This window comes from Streptomyces sp. NPDC006743, assembly GCF_040703815.1.
Taxonomy (GTDB): Bacteria; Actinomycetota; Actinomycetes; order Streptomycetales; family Streptomycetaceae; genus Streptomyces.
Map to the genome: position 1 here is coordinate 1 of NZ_JBEYJA010000016.1, position 14,500 is coordinate 14,500.

Consider the following 14,500-nt stretch of genomic DNA (forward strand, 5'->3'; position numbering starts at 1 on the left):
TTCCCCCCCCCCCCGCCCCGCCCCCCCCGGGGGGCCCCCGCCCCCCCCGGCGGGCGCCCCCCGCCCCCCGGCCCCCCCACGGCGCGCTGTCACTCGCCGGAGGAACCGGCGCCGCCCGCCACCGGATCGGCCGTGCGCCCGCCGATCTGGAGGCGTTCCTCCGCCGTGGTGGGCATGTCCACGCGCTCCCCGTAGTACCAGGCGCTGAGCGAGGCCCGCAGGCGGTGGCGCAGCGGGGCTCCGGGACCCGGGTGCTTCAGCGGCAGCGGGATCTCCCTGACCAGGAGCTTGTAGCGGTGCTGCGGGTCGATGCCCTCGTGGCTCTCCGACATGCCCCCCGGCAGGTCCTGGTACACCACGCCCGTCTCCTCGCCCTCCTGGAGCAGATGCCGTTCGTGCCGTTGCAGCGCCAGGCAGACCCGCCTGGTGATCAGGTAGGCGAGGACGGGCGCCAGGAAGAACGCCACCCGGAAGATCCAGGTGAGGCCGTTGACGGAGACCCTGAAGGTGACCGCGAGCACGTCGTTGCCCCCGGCCAGCAGCAGGACGGCGTACCAGACGACCGCGGCGACGCCGAGTGCGGTGCGCACGGGCCGGTCACGCGGACGGTCGCACAGGTGGTGCTCCACCAGGTCGGCGGTGATCCAGCGTTCGAAGAACGGATAGCTGTAGAGCACGAGGAACAGCAGCGCCGGAAGCACCACCGCGGGCAGCAGGACGTTCCACATGAAGGTGTGGCCGGCGACGTTCCACTCCACGCCGGGCATCAGCCGCAGCGCCCCCTCCAGGAACCCGACGTACCAGTCCGGCTGGGCGTCGGTGGACACCTGGTCGGGGATGTAGGGGCCGAAGTTCCAGATCGGGTTGATCTGCGCGATGCCCCCCATCACGGCGAGCACGCCGAAGACCATCAGCGACAGGCCGGCCGACTTCCCGATGAAGGAGGGGAACATGGGCTGCCCGACCACGTTGCGGTTGGTCTTGCCCGGCTCCGACCACTGGGTGTGTTTCAGGTACACGACCATGAAGAGGTGGAGGGTGATCAGGGCGATCAGCAGACCGGGCACGAACAGGACGTGCACGATGTACAGCCGCCGGATGATCGCCTGCCCCGGGAAGGGGCCGCCCCAGGCGAAGAACGCGAGGTAGGTGCCGACCACCGGGATCGACTGCACGATGGAGTTGGCGGTGCGCAGCCCGGTGCCGGACAGCAGGTCGTCGGGGAGGGAGTAGCCGCAGAAGCCCTCCAGGAGGGACAGCAGGAACAGGGTCACACCGACGAACCAGTTGATCTCCCGCGGTCTGCGGAAGGCGCCCGTGAAGAAGATCCTGAGCATGTGCACCCCGATGGCCGACACGAACACCAGCGCGGCCCAGTGGTGCATCTGGCGCATCAGAAGCCCCCCGCGCACCCCGAAACTCAGGTCGAGGGTGGTCTCGTACGCCTTGGAGACCAGCACGCCCCGCAGCGGGGCGTACTGCCCGTGGTAGCGCACCTCGGCCAGGCTGGGATCGAAGAAGAGCGTCAGGAAGCTCCCGGTGAGCACCAGCACCGCGAAGCTGTACAGGGCGATCTCGCCCAGCAGGAAGCTCCAGTGGTCGGGGAAGGCCTTGCGCAGCACCTGCCCGGCCAGTTCCGAGACCGGCGCTCTGCGGTCCGCGACCACGTACGCCTGGAACGCGGCCTGCCGCGCCCTCGCCTCCACCCGCTCCCTGCGCCGCCGCATCAGCACGCCCGCATCACGCTCCTTACGCGTCGTCACGTGTCACGTGTGGTCTCCGGCGTCCGCCGGGCGGCCCCGGTGGCGCGGCGGGCCGGGGACGCCCGGCTGCCAGGTGCTTCAATCTTGGGTGTGCGGTCCGGACGCGTCGCGCAGGCGTGCCGGGAACACCCCCATTGCCACACGGCGGACCCCGCGGGCCCGGTCGCCACGCACCGGTCCCGGCGGGGCGTCGCGCGGCCCGGCGGCTCAGCGAGGAGCAGGAGTGGACAGTCGCAGCGGCATCGTCGACGAGCTGACGCGGGACCACCAGCGGATCCAGGACCTCTTCGACCGCATCCGGTCCGTCCGCCCGGGCACCGGCGAGCGGTCGGCCCTGGTGGAGCAGGTCTGTGCCGAGCTGGTCCGCCACTCGGTCGTGGAGAAGGCCCATCTGTACCCGGCGGTGCGGAGGTACCTGCCGGACGGAGACCGGTGGGCGGAGCGCGAGCTGGCCGCGCACCAGGAGCTGGAGGAGCTGCTGGTGTCCCTGGAGGCCGCGGGGCCGGCCCGCGAGGAGTCCGGGCGGCTGCTGCTCGCGGTGGTCACGCGGGCGACGGAGCACATCGTCGGGCAGGAGCAGCGGCTTTTCCCCCGCCTGCAGGCCCTGTGCCCCGCCGAGGCGCTGCGGGACCTCGGGGACAGGGCCCGGGCCACCGCGGCGTCCGCCCCCACCCGCCCCCGCTCCACCACCCCGGACTCGGCTCCCCTGGTCAAGCTCACCGCCCAGGTGTGGGGCCCCTGGGACCGTCTCCGCGACCTGACCACCCGCCGCGGACGCCGGTGAGACGCCCCGCCGGGCGGGACCGGGCCGGCACGGCCTGCGCCCGCCCGGCGGGGCGTGTGCGGGAGGGCCGTCGCGGGGGCACGGCCGCGGGGCGACGCCCCGCCCGGCGGGGCGTGTGCGGGAGGGCCGTGCCGGGGGCGCGGCCGCGGGCGATGCCCCGCCCGGCGGGGGCCTGCCTGCCCGAGGAAGGACGTGGTCGATCCGCGCGTCGGCGGACGCCGGGAGGGGTACTGCGGAGCTACGGACCGCAGTGCCCCTCCCCCAGGGGGGCCGGGTCGTCTCTTCGCGCTCCGCCGGGTGGGGGGCCGCGCGGTACGCCGGAGGTCACCGCCGTATCCCGCCGCAGTGCCGGATCCGAAGGAGTCCGCCCGTGAACGTCGACCGCGAACTCGCGCGGATAGAGAAACAGCTGGTGGCACAGGACCCGCTCCTGGCGTCGAAGCTCGAGACGTTCGAGCAGATCACCGCCCCCCGGCCGAGAGCCCCGGGCCGGCGGCACGTGTACCTGCTCGCCGCCGTCGTCATGACGCTGCTGGCCCTGACGACCGCGCTCGCCGCCGGCACCGCCGACGAACATCCCAGACCTCCGCAGGTGGTCCGGGAACAACCCCAGGGGCCCGGTTAGCGGCGCGGTGACCGGTGAGGGCGCCGCCGGGCGGCCGTCCGCGCGTTGCGGCCGGGCGTGCGCGCGTGCAGAGTGGCGGTCGTGAAGCGCCACGTGCCGCGGGTCCGGCAGGCGGTGCTCGGCCTGGAGCACCGGCTCGGCGCCTACGCCCTGGTCCGGCGCGGCCGCGACCTCGAGCTGATGCACCGGGCCATGGGGTTCGCCACCCTCTCCCTCGTCACCCTGGCGCCCCTGCTCATCGTCGTGGCCGCCGCCGATCCGCTGGGCGAGGGCGGCTTCGCCTCGTGGCTGGTCGACGGCATGGGGCTGTCCGGCCGCTCCGCCCGCGTGCTCACCGACATCATCACCCCGCCGGTCAAGGTGATCGGCACCACGAGCGTCTGGGGCGGCATCCTGCTCGCCGTGTTCGGCGTCTCCTTCGCGGGCAGTGTCCAGAACGGCTACGAACGGATCTGGGGCCTGCCGCCGGGGCCGTGGCACCGGGTGTGGCGGCAGATCACCTGGCTGGGGGTGCTGACCGCGTACCTGTACCAGGAGGTGCTCAACGGGCACCAGTTCCACGGGCTGCCGCGGATCGCGGTGTCCGCGACCACGGGGGCGCTGTTCTTCTGGTGGGGCCAGCACTTCCTGCTGGGCGGCCAGCTCCGCTGGCGGACGCTGCTGCCGGGCGCCGTGGCGACCATGATCGGCCTGGGCGGTCTGCGCGTCTTCTCCTACCTGGTCTTCACCCCGCTCATCGTCGACAACGCGATCAGCTACGGCACCGTCGGCATCGTCCTCGTCGTGGAGTCATGGCTGACCGGGGTCGGTTTCGTCGTCTACGGCGGCGCGATGTTCGGCCGCTGGTTCTGCGAGCACCACTGGACGCGGCACCGGAAGTGAGAGAGGCCGGGCCGCGGGCACGTTTGGTGACGCGGGCGCCGGGATACTCCGTGTCCGCCCAGCCCGTCCGAACCGCGGGGCGGCGCAGCCCGGCTGCGCCGCCCCGGTGTTCCCGTCGCAGCCGAGGTCGGTCGCCGTGTCCTACGCCCCTGCCCGGTCCCGCTCCCTCGCCGCGCCGTGCCCGGGCGGCGCCGCGCGGGCCGGCCGCGCCGGTCCGCTCCGGTGCGCGCCCGGGCACCGCCCGGCCGACGGGCTGCCGACGGAGCCGGGCGGGTGCCGGTGAGCGCTCTGACGATCGTGCTGGCCCTGTTCGCGGCGCTGTCCAACGCCTCGGCCTCGGTACTGCAGCGGCGGGCCGCGACGGACGAGTCCGCGAGCGGTTCGGGGGTGCGGCAGGCGGTGCGCTGGCTGGTGCGGGTGCTGCGGCGGCCGTACTGGCTCGCCGGTGCCGGACTGCTGGCGCTGTCCACCGTGCTGCAGGCGGCGGCACTGGCCGTCGGCAGTCTGTCACTGGTCCAGCCGCTGCTGGCCAGCGAACTGCTGTTCACGCTGGCCGTCGGCAGCGTCGTCTTCCGCCGGCTGCCCGACCGGCGGACCTGGCTGGCGTTCGCCGCGCTCGCCGTGGGGCTCTCCCTCTTCCTCGGCGCGGCCTCGCCCTCCGAGGGCCGGACCACCGCCGAGCCGCGCCTGTGGCTCCTGGTGGGCGCGGTGGTGCTCGGTGTGGTGGCCGCCGTCGTGGCCGTCTCCCGGCTGGTGCGGGGTGCGGCGCGGGCCGCTCTGCTGGGGCTGGCGTCCGCCGTGTCGTTCGCCGCGACGGCGGCGCTGCTCAAGGAGGTCATGGGGCGGCTCGGGCAGGGCGTGGGCGCGGTCCTGACGCAGTGGCCCCCGTACGCGACCCTCGTGGTCGGCGCGCTCAGTTTCCTGCTGCTGCAGAGCGCGTTCCGCGCCGGGAGCCTGACCGCGTCCCAGCCCGCGCTCACCCTCGGTGACGCGCTGACCAGCGTGGCGCTGGGCTGGGTGCTGTTCCAGGAGTACATCGGGCTCGGGGTGCGGGTGGTGCCCGAGGCGATCGGGGTCGCCCTCATCGGGGCGGGCAGCGTGGGGCTGGCCCGCGCCACGGCCACCGACGGCGGCTGGGACACCACACCGGACGAGCGGGACGGGTCCGGTCCCGACGCCCAGCGGTCCGCCTCCCAGCGGACCTGACCCGACCGCCGCGGCCCTGCCCGCTCGCTCCTCGGCCTCCCTGTCCCCGCCTCGCCGCCTCGCCGGCTCCCGGCTCCTCGGCCTCCCTGTCCCCGCCCCGCCGTGCCACCCCCACCGGGCCGCCGGGCCGCCGCGGTTCGGCCACCGCCCGTCGCACCGCCGGGCGGCCGCCGACGTCACGCCTCCGCCCGGACGCAGGCCGTCAGGCCACGCCCGGCCGCCCGGCCCGGCTCGGCGGATTCACTCCTGCGCCAGCAGGGCCTCGACCGCGGCGTGCAGTTCGGCGGGGGTGGTGCCGCCGACCGCGCGGACGACACCGCGGCCGTCGACGAGCACGTTGGTGGGCACCCCGCGGATCCCCAGACGGGCGGCGTACTCACCGGTGCCGTCCAGGAGCACCGTGGCACCGATGTCCCAGACGGCGGCGAAGTTCGCGGCCTCCTGCCGGGGATCGGTGTTCTCCCAGATGTTGATCATGACGACGTCCAGCCCGGACCGGGCCGTACGGCGGCGCAGCTCCTCCAGGACCGGCGCCTCCGCATTGCACGGGCCTCACCAGCTGGCGAAGAAGTTGATCACGTACTTGCGTTCGGCCCACTCCCGCGACGTACGGATCCGGCCGCCGCGCAGGTCGGGCAGTTCGAAGGCGGGCAGCGGCCGGCCCACCAGCGGGTGCACCGCGGGCTGTGCGGGGCCGGGCAGCCAGGGGCGGTCCACGAAGCTGAGGGTGCCGCTGCCCGCGTTGGACACCAGCAGGGCGCCGGAGACCGGGTCCAGGGCGCAGTCGCCGGGGGCGTTGCCCACGGTGATGCGGTGCGTCTCCCGGCCGGTCGCGGTGTTCAGGACACTCACCGTGCCCGCGCCCCGGTTGCAGACGTAGAGCCGCTCCCGCGCCGCGTCCACGCACATGCCGACGGGGGCCCGCTCCACGGCCATCTCGTCGAGGACGGCGCCGGTGCCGAGCGAGATCCGGGTGACCGTGCCGTGCAGGGAGCTGGCCACGTAGAGGTGGCCGGCGGCCGGGTGGACCACCGCCTTGCAGGGGCCCTCGCGCACGGCGATCCGCTCCAGCGGCCGCAGCGAGGCCGCGTCGAAGACGGTCACGGAGCCCGTCATGAAGTTGGCGCAGTAACCCCGGTCCCGCTCGGTGTCGACGGCGATGCTGCCCGCGCCGAGTTCCGCGGGCACGGTCCCGACCACTTCCAGGCGGTCGGCGTCGATCGCGGTGACCGTGCCGTCGGCGGTGTCGCCGGAGTAGACCCGGCGCAGCCCCGGATGGTGGCCCAGCCCGGCGGGGTAGGCGCCGACCGGGAGCTGCGCGAGACGGTCGCCGGTCGCGGCGTCGAGCACGGTCACCGTGTCGGAGCGCGCGTCCGCCGAGAAGATCCGCCCGGTCGGCCGGTCCAGCACGATCGGGATCGGCTCCCGTCCGACCTCGGCCCGCCAGACGGGACCGGTCCGGTCCCCGTCCAGGTCCAGGGCGACGACCGCGTTGCTGCGGGAGCACGCCACGTGGACGCGGCGCCGGTCGGGGTCGACGACGACCGCCTCGGGGCCCTTGCCGACGGGGCGGTGGGCCCGTACGCGATGGGAGAGGTCGACGGAGCAGGCGGGCCCCTGCTCCGGCCGGTCGCGGTCCTCCATGTCTGAGGGGTGCACGGATGGAGACGGGTTCAAACAGGGTCCGCCCTGACGGGGCCGGGTGGGCCGTCCGGACGGCCCACCCGGGGTGTTGCGTTCCTCGGCGGGGCTCGGAGCCTGTCCGGCGGATCGCACCCCCGGACGCGGGGGCCGGGCCGGTCGGGTGCCGTGGGTTCCCTGCGTCCCGACACGCCGGACAGACGCCCGGGTCCTGTCGTCACATTCCCGTCGCCGCCCGGCGGGCGGCCCTGCCGGCGTGCGGGAATCCGACGACAGGGTCTAGGCCAGGTGGGCCTCCAGTGCGGCGCGTACCCCGGACTCGACGGCGCCCTCGATCCAGGACGGCTTCACCGAGGTGTGGTCCCCGGCGAAGTGCAGCGGTCCCTCGGGGGCGCGGATGTGTCCGAGCAGTTCGGTGTGCTGGCCGGGCAGCAGTACGGACGCCTCGCCGTACGCGTACGGGTCGCGCAGCCAGCTCTGGGTGCGGCCGGCCCCGGTGTAGAACACCTCGATCCGCTGCCCGTACACCTGCTGCAGTCCGCGCAGGGCGTACGGGTAGCGGGCCTCGTCCTCGAAGGAGTCCCAGCGGGAGGCGTCGTCGGCCCAGCTGTAGGAGGCCAGGACGACTCCGCCCTTGCTGCCGGGCACCGGGTGCGAGGGGTTGATCATGAAGCGGTTGGAGTTGTCGGAGACGGATCCGCCACCGGTGATGCGCGCGGCCTCCGGCTGGTCGCGGCCGGCCCAGCGGGTGGCGGCGTAGTGGGCGCGCTGTGCCGGGCTGATGTGGCCGCGCGGCACCGAGGGGTGCGCCCCGAGCAGGCTGCCGTCGGCGGGGGCCTTCCCGCGCCGGTAGTCGTCGTGGAGGCCCGGGCGGACGGCGTCGAGTTCGCGCTTCCACTCGGCCTCGGTCATCTCCCACCAGCGGCGGCTGAACTCCAGGAGCACCTTGGTCGCGCTGTCGTAGTGCAGTTCGGCGACGGCACGGCGTTTGCCGTACGACATCAGGGGGCTGATCTGCACCTGCCGCAGCCCGGAGAACGGCACGGTGACGACGGCCAGGTCGCCGGTGAACTGCTCGCGCACGACCTTGCCGTCGCGGCCTTCCGAGACGGTGTCGATCCACACGTGGGGGCCGTCCCGGCGTACGTGCGAGATGTCGTCGGCACCGGCCTCCCGCTGCCGGCCGGCGTCCCAGTACTCGATGCGGGTCGCGCGCCGGTCGCGGCGCAGCACGTCGGACACCTGGCGCAGCAGCGCGTCCGGGAGCGTCGCCGTGCCGCCGGTCAGCTCCCAGAAGGCGGTGTCGGGGCTGATCAGGGACTGGCTGATGAAGCTGTGGATGAAGGACAGCGGCAGCCGTGAGGTCAGGTTCTCCAGGGTGCCGATCAGATCGATGGTGTGCTCGTCGAAGCCGGCCTGCTCGGTCAGGAACCGGTACATGGACCAGTCGCCGTAGCGCTGGACGACCCGCGCCCAGCCCCGGACCCGCTCGGGCATGGGTTTGTCGACCCGCCTGCCGTCCGGTCCGACCGTGCTGAACTCGTCGCGTACGGGGTCGAGGGCGCCGGCGAGGATCTTCGAGGAGGGCGTGTCCCAGTACTTGCGCGGCACGCCGAAGGACTGGTTGACGCGGCGCGGGGATTTCGCGTAGTCGGAGCGGCGCACGCGGATGCCGTTGACGTGCAGCCAGGCGTGGTTGACCGGCTTGCCGGAGGCGTCGACGTCGATGAGGTGGAACGGGCGCTTCTTGAGGCCGAGCCGGTCGATCAGGTGCATCACCAGGGGGTGGCTGCCGGGGATGCGCATCGCGCCGGCCTCCGCGTACTGCCGCGGATCGGCGAACGGCTGCGCGGCGTGCTCATGGCCTCCGGTGCGGAAGGTCTTGATGCGCCCGCCGACGCGGTTGCCGTTGGCCTCCAGCAACGTCACGTGGTGTCCGGCGCGCTTGAGCAGCCAGGCGGCGACGAGCCCGGCCGGCCCGGCGCCCACGACCAGGATCTTCTTGGCGGCTTTGGTGCCGGTGCGGGGCAGTCCGGAGCCGAGGATCTTCTCGTACCCGGGTACGAGGGGCTTGTCCTGGGCGTCGACGACGAGCAGCGCGCGGGCGACGGCGAGACAGGTGTCCCAGTCGGCGGTGGAGCGGGGCGCCGAGGGGGCCTGTCCCGGGACGGGCGGTGCGGCGGGTACGGCGGGCTCTGCGGGAGGTGCCGCGGTGGCGGCTTCGGCGGCGCCCAGGCCGAGGGCGCCGGCGCCGGCGGCCGTCCCGGCTGCGGTCGTGAACCGCCGCCGGGACAACGGGGGTCGGCTGGCTGCGGTGCGGAGTTCAGGCATACGTCCTGGATAGGGCACCGCCGGGGTCCCCCGAGCGGAGATGATCACCGGTCACCCGAACGAGCGAGCGCGCCGGCCGACTCGCCCTCGCGCGCGGCTCATTCGAGAGGGTGCGCGCTTCCGTACGCCCCCGGGGCGCGCCCGGCGGCCGGCGCGAGCCGGTTTGGCTCTCGCGGTTCCTCGTCCAGGGTCACCTCGAGCCCGCCCGCGCAGCGCGCCACCACGTTGTAGAGGAAGGTGCACAGCGTCGTGAACGCGGTGACCAGCACGACGGTGCCGACGGCGCACACCGCCAGCCAGCTCGCGGGCGGCCAGGGGTCCTGGCCCAGCAGCCGCAACAGGATCCACACCGGGGGCATCGTGACGGCCGCGCACAGGACCAGTCCGACGGAGAGCAGGAAGCTCGACACCATCAGCGTCCAGGGTTCGGCGGTGTCCATGCGCATCCGCGCGTCCCGGAGGTGCGGGGGCCACGGAAGGCCCTCGGCCGCCGGCCGGACCTCTGCGCCCGTGCCGGCGGGCGCGTCCGTACCGGCGGGCGCGTCCGTGCCGGCGGGCGCGTCCGTGCCGCCCTCGCCGGTGGCCGTGTCCGGACCGGTGTCCTTGCGGGCGTCCTTGGCGGTGTCGGCGTCCGCGATCGCGCGGGTCTCGGCGCCGCCGCCACCGTTCTCTGTGCCGGAGCCGGTCCCGGTCCCGGCACTGGTCCCTGTGCCGGTCCCGGTGGTTATGTCGGCGTCGGCGTCGGTGCGCCTGGGGCCTCGGCCCATGTCCGTCTCCTCCGCGGGGTCGCGTCACGGCACGGCACCCGGCGATGCCCGCCCCACGCCGTGCCGGCGAACGGGCGCGGGCGGGGCTGGAGCGTGGGATCCGTGCGGTTCCGACGCTAAGCGCGGCGGCGGCGCCCCGCACGCGCGGTTCACCCCAACGGCCTCGGCGCTCCGGACCGGGGGCCGCTTCGGGTCGGACCAAGGGGATCGACTCGCCCACCCGGCGACAGGCGGCCTCGCCGCCGTCCATTCGCAGGCCCATGTACGCGCACGGACGGCGGCCCGGCCGGGGGTGCCGGGGGGCTGTAGCGCGCCCTGATGTCGCCGCCCTCCTGCGGCGCAGGAAACGCGCGGTCACGCGGGGGCGGCGGTTGCCGGCCTGTCTCCAGGTCTACGGCCGTCGGCGCAGGTTCGGGTACCGGTCCGCCCCGGGACCGAAGCCGGGCACGACGGTCCGGCTTCCGCCTGCCGGGTTGCTGGTGACCGCTTCGAGGACGACGGTGCGGCCCAGGCCCGACGTCCGCCCCGTTCCAGCCCGACGTCCGCCCCGTTCCAGCCCGACGTTCGCCCCGTTCCAGCCCGACGTTCGCCCCGTGCGGTGCAGGCAGCAGGAACGTCCGCTGCCCGGTCAATGGGCCCGGTCCCGCCCGGTACGGGCGCAGGAGCAGCCGGGCGAGCCGGGCGGCGGCCCGCTGCCCACCGGGGGGCGGCGGGCGGTGCCTGACCGGGACGGACCGCTCCCCCCGGCGGCGGGTCCAGGACCAGCACCTCACCCGCCGACAGGGGTCAGCGCGGTTGCCGGGAGCCCGGGCGGAGACCGACCATCCGCCAGATCCGCACCTCGCGGACGATCCCGGGCATCTCCCGGACCAGCAGCGCCAGCAAGAGTGCGCCGAGCACCCCCGCCTCCGCCGCCAGTACCTGCCTGCCTGTCATCCCTGCTCCCTTCCCTGCGCCGCCCGGCCCTTCCGGTCCCGCCCGCCTACCGCGCCCGCGCCTCCCGCGCGCCCCGCGGTCATCCGGGCGAGATGTTGGGCATGATCTTCAGGATCGCGTTGTGCTTCTTCCAGTGGATGCCGGTGGACCGGCGGGCGTCGGACGTTCCGTCCTTGTGATGGCCCGGCTGACGCTCGTAAGGGCCCTTGTTGCCCTCGTGCAAGCCGGTGACGTGGCCCGGGGTGTCGGGCCTCACGTCGGGCCTGCCGACCCTGATCCTGCCCATGGTCCGCTCCTCACCGTCGCTCGGTCAGCTGCGCGAAGAAGTCGTCGACGGCGCCCCACACCCGGTCGCCCCCGGACAGGCCGCGCCATTCCCGGCGTACCACGGCGACGAGGCGGAAACAGTCGTCGACGGGCACGATCCAGTGGTGCCGGGCGCCGCGCGCCGTGTGGACGAGCAGGGCCTCGACGCCGGGTTCCAGCGTCGCCAGCGCCGGGCACTCCTCGGCCAGCCGGCGCCAGGCGCCGGGATCGGTCTCCCACCGGGTGGCGCCGGCGGGGCTGGGCCAGTGTCCGGCGGGGGTGCCGTCCCGGCCCACCACGAAGAACGCCAGACCGACCGGTGCCCCGAGCGCCGCGGTGTCCACCGGGGGCAGCCGCAGGCGCCGGGTCGGAACCGGCCGGTAGCGCCCGCCGGCCGCCCCGTCGTCGACGAAGAGAAGCGAGCAGGCCCGGCAGGCGCACAGCAGGTCCTCGCCGCCGCCCCCGCCCGTGTCGAGCAGGTGCCGGTGGTCCCCGGGCACCTGCTCGCCGCACAGGTCGCAGCGTTCGGCGGTCCCCGCGCGCGCGTCGGCGGCACCGCGGATCAGGCGCGCCAGCGCACCGGTCATGTCCTTGGCTCCCGTTCCGTGCTCACGCACGCCAGTAGGGGTCGTAGCCGCTGGTCAGGCGGTCTTCGTTGTGCCGCCATCTCGGTTCCTTGTTGACGGCCATGCTGGTGATGCCGCGCATCCGCCGGATGAACGCGCCGTACGGTCTGATGAGGACGGCGGACAGGCTGCCGCCCGTGGGCTCGTCCATGAAGGGCATGAAGGCGTCGGGGAATCCGGGCATCGTGCAGCCGATGCAGATGCCGCCGACGTTGGGGCAGCCGCCCACGCCGCCCATCCAGCCGCGCTTGGGCACGTTGCAGTTGACCACCGGCCCCCAGCAGCCCACCTTCACCTGGCACTTGGGCGAGTTGTAGTCCTTGGCGAAGTCGGCCTGCTCGTAGTAGGCGGCCCGGTCGCAGCCCTCGTGCACCGTCTTCCCGAACAGCCACTGCGGGCGCAGCATGTGGTCGAGCGGCGGGGGCGGGGCGGAACCCGCGGCGTGCTGGAGCACCCAGGTCAGGGTCTCCATGAAGTTCTCGGGCTGGATCGGGCAGCCGGGGACGTTCACGATGGGCAGGGCGCCCTGCGACCTGAAGTCCCAGCCGAGGTAGTCCGCGAGGCCCATGGCACCGGTCGGGTTGCCGGCCATCGCGTGGATGCCGCCGTACGTGGCGCAGGTGCCGGCCGCGACGACGGCCCAGGCCCGGGGCGCGAGCCGGTCGATCCACCAGTTGAGGGTGAGCGGTTCGCCGGTCTCCGGGTCGTTGCCGAAGGAGGTCCAGTAGCCGTCGCCCTCGATGATGTTCTGGTTGGGGACCGAGCCCTCGATGACGAGGATGAACGGGGTCAGTTCGCCCCGGGCGGCGGCGCGGAAGGGGGCGAGGAAGTCCTCGCCGCCCAGGCTCGGCGAGAGCACCTTGTTGTACAGGTGCACCTTGGGCAGTCCGGGGACGAGTCCGAGCACGATGTCCTCGATCGCGGGCTGGCCCGACGCCGTCATGGAGACGGTGTCGCCGTCGCAGCTCATGCCCTCGGAGATCCAGAGGATGTGGATCTCGTCGAAGCCGTGCCGCTCACCGGCGTCTTGCGGTGTCTGTCCTGTGCGGGTGATTCCGCTCTCGGCGGTCATGTGCTCGGCCTCCCCTGGAGACGGTCACGGATCCGGTCGTAGGCGGCGGCCACCGGAGCCACCGCCGTCAGGGCCGGGGGCCGGTCGGGCGCGTGCGGGTGCGGCCGGGTCGGGGCGCCCCGCTTGGCCTGGTCGAGCAGCCGGCCGAGTTCGTCCAGGTCGCGATGGGCGACGTGTTCGCGCAGCGCGGGCATCAGCTCCGTCTCCTGCGCGCGTACGTGGGCCTCGGCCTCCCGTCCGAGCCGGGCCATGAGGTCGCTCTCGCGCGGGTCGTCGGCGGGCAGCCTGTCCAGGGCCAGCAGCAGCTTCTTGACGGCCATGTCCTCGCCCAGGTGCTCGTCGGCCCGGCGCGCGCCGTCGGGCAGCGCCTTCCTGGCGAGCGGGTAGACCATCATCTCCTCGAGCGCGGCGTGCTTGGACAGTTCGCGGACCGTCAGCTCGATCACGCCCCTGCGCTGGGCCGGGGAGGCCGCGGCGTGGTAGTCGCGGAACAGTTGCTCGACCATCCGGTGGTCGTGCTGCAGCAGCTCGATCGCGTCCATCGCATCTTTCCTCGTCCGGGGCGGCGATCCGCGGCAGGGCGGGCGGGCTCGGGCTCGGGAGCCTGGGCGGACGCCGCCCGGAGCACGCGGGACGGTCCGTCCCTGCCCCAGGCTCACACAGGTCGCCGCTGACCGCGCGTTCTGCGTGGGCGCTCCCGTGTGCCGCGGCACGCGCGGCCGCCGCCCGCCCCGGCGGCGCGACCCGGTGGCCCAGGTGTTTCCCCGCCCTGTGCGGTGGCACCCGCACACCTCGACCAGGGCAGGAGACGCGTGAGGGAACGCGGGCCTCGGACGGAACGGACAGGAGACGCGGACATGGGATCACCGGGTGAGGGCGCCCCGTCGGGCGCGGGCCGGATGGGTGACGCCGCGGCCCGGCTCGGCCAGGACGCCGCGGAACTCGCGCGGGACGAGGTCAGGGCCGTGCGGGACGACCTGATGGCCGGTCTGCGCGCGTTCGGGGCGGGCGGTGCGCTGGCCGCCGGTTCCGGCCTGTGCGGGCTGCTGGCGTTGTGGTCGGCGCACGAGGCCGTGCTGCGGAGCCTGGCCGCGGTCATGCCGCGGGGCAGGGCCGCCGCCCTGCTCGCCGGCGTCTACGGGTCCGGCGCCGCCGCTCTGGCGCTGGCGGCCCGCAACCGGGTGAACGCGGCCGCCCGTGCGGCCGCCGAGGCGCTGGAGAAGGACGCCGGCGACCGGCGCTCCACGACGGCGACCGGGGGCACCGGACCGTCGGCCGGCACCGATCCGGCCTCCGGCCCGGATCCGACGCCCGGGCCCGAGGCTCCCGATCCCGGTGCCTGAACCGCGAGTACGCCCCCGCGCCCGGGCCGCGCCGGCCCGCCACACCTGGTGAGGGCCCGCGCGCTCCCTGCGCCTGAGCCGCCCCCCCCCAGCGCCCCGAAGCGCCTCGCACCCGCCTTTCCGGAACCGCACCGCCGGCACCGGCGCACCCCGCACTGCCGGTACCGGCGCGTGCCGCACCCGCACCGCCCGTACCAGACCGCGCCGGAGCGCACCGC

General features: G+C 74.6%; 14 protein-coding genes and 1 pseudogene. 5 read left to right on the top strand and 10 right to left on the bottom strand.

What is annotated here, in order from left to right; translation table 11 throughout:
• Positions 1-89: 89 nt before the first annotated feature.
• Positions 90-1,733 (bottom strand): ubiquinol-cytochrome c reductase cytochrome b subunit, encoded by a 1,644-nt coding sequence (locus ABZ719_RS15950; RefSeq protein ID WP_366725888.1) that lies wholly within the window; start codon positions 1,731-1,733, stop codon positions 90-92.
• Between the two features lie 253 nt (positions 1,734-1,986).
• Here ABZ719_RS15950 and ABZ719_RS15955 point away from each other — a divergent pair, with 253 nt between their 5' ends.
• From ABZ719_RS15955 to ABZ719_RS15970, 4 genes are all read left to right on the top strand, one after another.
• Positions 1,987-2,547 (top strand): hemerythrin domain-containing protein, encoded by a 561-nt coding sequence (locus tag ABZ719_RS15955; protein WP_366725771.1) that lies wholly within the window; start codon positions 1,987-1,989, stop codon positions 2,545-2,547.
• Between the two features lie 370 nt (positions 2,548-2,917).
• Complete coding sequence (locus ABZ719_RS15960; protein WP_366725772.1) at positions 2,918-3,172, top strand: DUF3040 domain-containing protein; 255 nt, start codon at positions 2,918-2,920, stop codon at positions 3,170-3,172.
• Between the two features lie 93 nt (positions 3,173-3,265).
• Positions 3,266-4,054: a ribonuclease BN gene (locus ABZ719_RS15965; protein ID WP_366725889.1), complete on the top strand. Its 789-nt coding sequence runs from the start codon at positions 3,266-3,268 to the stop codon at positions 4,052-4,054.
• A 279-nt stretch (positions 4,055-4,333) separates the two neighbouring features.
• Positions 4,334-5,260 carry a DMT family transporter gene (locus tag ABZ719_RS15970; RefSeq protein WP_366725773.1) on the top strand — a complete coding sequence of 309 codons (927 nt, stop codon included), beginning with the start codon at positions 4,334-4,336 and terminating at the stop codon, positions 5,258-5,260.
• 240 nt (positions 5,261-5,500) lie between these two features.
• Here ABZ719_RS15970 and ABZ719_RS15975 read toward each other — a convergent pair.
• The 9 genes and pseudogenes from ABZ719_RS15975 to ABZ719_RS16015 all read right to left on the bottom strand — a co-directional run.
• Positions 5,501-5,800, bottom strand: a pseudogene (locus tag ABZ719_RS15975) (TlpA disulfide reductase family protein); the annotation flags it as partial.
• A 12-nt stretch (positions 5,801-5,812) separates the two neighbouring features.
• Complete coding sequence (locus tag ABZ719_RS15980; protein WP_366725774.1) at positions 5,813-6,904, bottom strand: hypothetical protein; 1,092 nt, start codon at positions 6,902-6,904, stop codon at positions 5,813-5,815.
• Between the two features lie 276 nt (positions 6,905-7,180).
• Complete coding sequence (locus ABZ719_RS15985; protein ID WP_366725775.1) at positions 7,181-9,232, bottom strand: FAD-dependent oxidoreductase; 2,052 nt, start codon at positions 9,230-9,232, stop codon at positions 7,181-7,183.
• Positions 9,233-9,330: 98 nt separating this feature from the next.
• Positions 9,331-9,999 carry a DUF3566 domain-containing protein gene (locus tag ABZ719_RS15990; protein WP_366725776.1) on the bottom strand — a complete coding sequence of 223 codons (669 nt, stop codon included), beginning with the start codon at positions 9,997-9,999 and terminating at the stop codon, positions 9,331-9,333.
• A 786-nt stretch (positions 10,000-10,785) separates the two neighbouring features.
• Positions 10,786-10,935 (bottom strand): hypothetical protein, encoded by a 150-nt coding sequence (locus ABZ719_RS15995; protein WP_366725777.1) that lies wholly within the window; start codon positions 10,933-10,935, stop codon positions 10,786-10,788.
• 79 nt (positions 10,936-11,014) lie between these two features.
• On the bottom strand, positions 11,015-11,221 hold the full coding sequence (locus ABZ719_RS16000) for a hypothetical protein (RefSeq protein ID WP_366725778.1): 207 nt from the start codon (positions 11,219-11,221) through the stop codon (positions 11,015-11,017).
• A 10-nt stretch (positions 11,222-11,231) separates the two neighbouring features.
• On the bottom strand, positions 11,232-11,828 hold the full coding sequence (locus ABZ719_RS16005; protein ID WP_366725890.1) for a DUF5947 family protein: 597 nt from the start codon (positions 11,826-11,828) through the stop codon (positions 11,232-11,234).
• A 22-nt stretch (positions 11,829-11,850) separates the two neighbouring features.
• A complete protein-coding gene (locus ABZ719_RS16010; RefSeq protein ID WP_366725779.1) occupies positions 11,851-12,939 on the bottom strand; it encodes a hydrogenase expression protein HypE in 1,089 nt (362 codons plus the stop codon).
• Positions 12,936-13,481 carry a hemerythrin domain-containing protein gene (locus ABZ719_RS16015; RefSeq protein WP_366725780.1) on the bottom strand — a complete coding sequence of 182 codons (546 nt, stop codon included), beginning with the start codon at positions 13,479-13,481 and terminating at the stop codon, positions 12,936-12,938. The genes ABZ719_RS16010 and ABZ719_RS16015 overlap by 4 nt, the downstream gene beginning before the upstream one ends.
• Positions 13,482-13,796: 315 nt before the next feature.
• Here ABZ719_RS16015 and ABZ719_RS16020 point away from each other — a divergent pair, with 315 nt between their 5' ends.
• On the top strand, positions 13,797-14,282 hold the full coding sequence (locus tag ABZ719_RS16020; protein WP_366725781.1) for a phage holin family protein: 486 nt from the start codon (positions 13,797-13,799) through the stop codon (positions 14,280-14,282).
• Positions 14,283-14,500: the final 218 nt, after the last annotated feature.

Coding starts and splice junctions, on each gene's coding strand:
- ABZ719_RS15995 (WP_366725777.1), bottom strand. CDS start 10,935: ATGACAGGCAGGCAGGTACTGGCGGCGGAGGCGGGGGTGCTCGGCGCA.
- ABZ719_RS16015 (WP_366725780.1), bottom strand. CDS start 13,481: ATGGACGCGATCGAGCTGCTGCAGCACGACCACCGGATGGTCGAGCAA.
- ABZ719_RS15990 (WP_366725776.1), bottom strand. CDS start 9,999: ATGGGCCGAGGCCCCAGGCGCACCGACGCCGACGCCGACATAACCACC.
- ABZ719_RS15980 (WP_366725774.1), bottom strand. CDS start 6,904: ATGGAGGACCGCGACCGGCCGGAGCAGGGGCCCGCCTGCTCCGTCGAC.
- ABZ719_RS16010 (WP_366725779.1), bottom strand. CDS start 12,939: ATGACCGCCGAGAGCGGAATCACCCGCACAGGACAGACACCGCAAGAC.
- ABZ719_RS16005 (WP_366725890.1), bottom strand. CDS start 11,828: ATGACCGGTGCGCTGGCGCGCCTGATCCGCGGTGCCGCCGACGCGCGC.
- ABZ719_RS16020 (WP_366725781.1), top strand. CDS start 13,797: ATGGGATCACCGGGTGAGGGCGCCCCGTCGGGCGCGGGCCGGATGGGT.
- ABZ719_RS15985 (WP_366725775.1), bottom strand. CDS start 9,232: ATGCCTGAACTCCGCACCGCAGCCAGCCGACCCCCGTTGTCCCGGCGG.
- ABZ719_RS16000 (WP_366725778.1), bottom strand. CDS start 11,221: ATGGGCAGGATCAGGGTCGGCAGGCCCGACGTGAGGCCCGACACCCCG.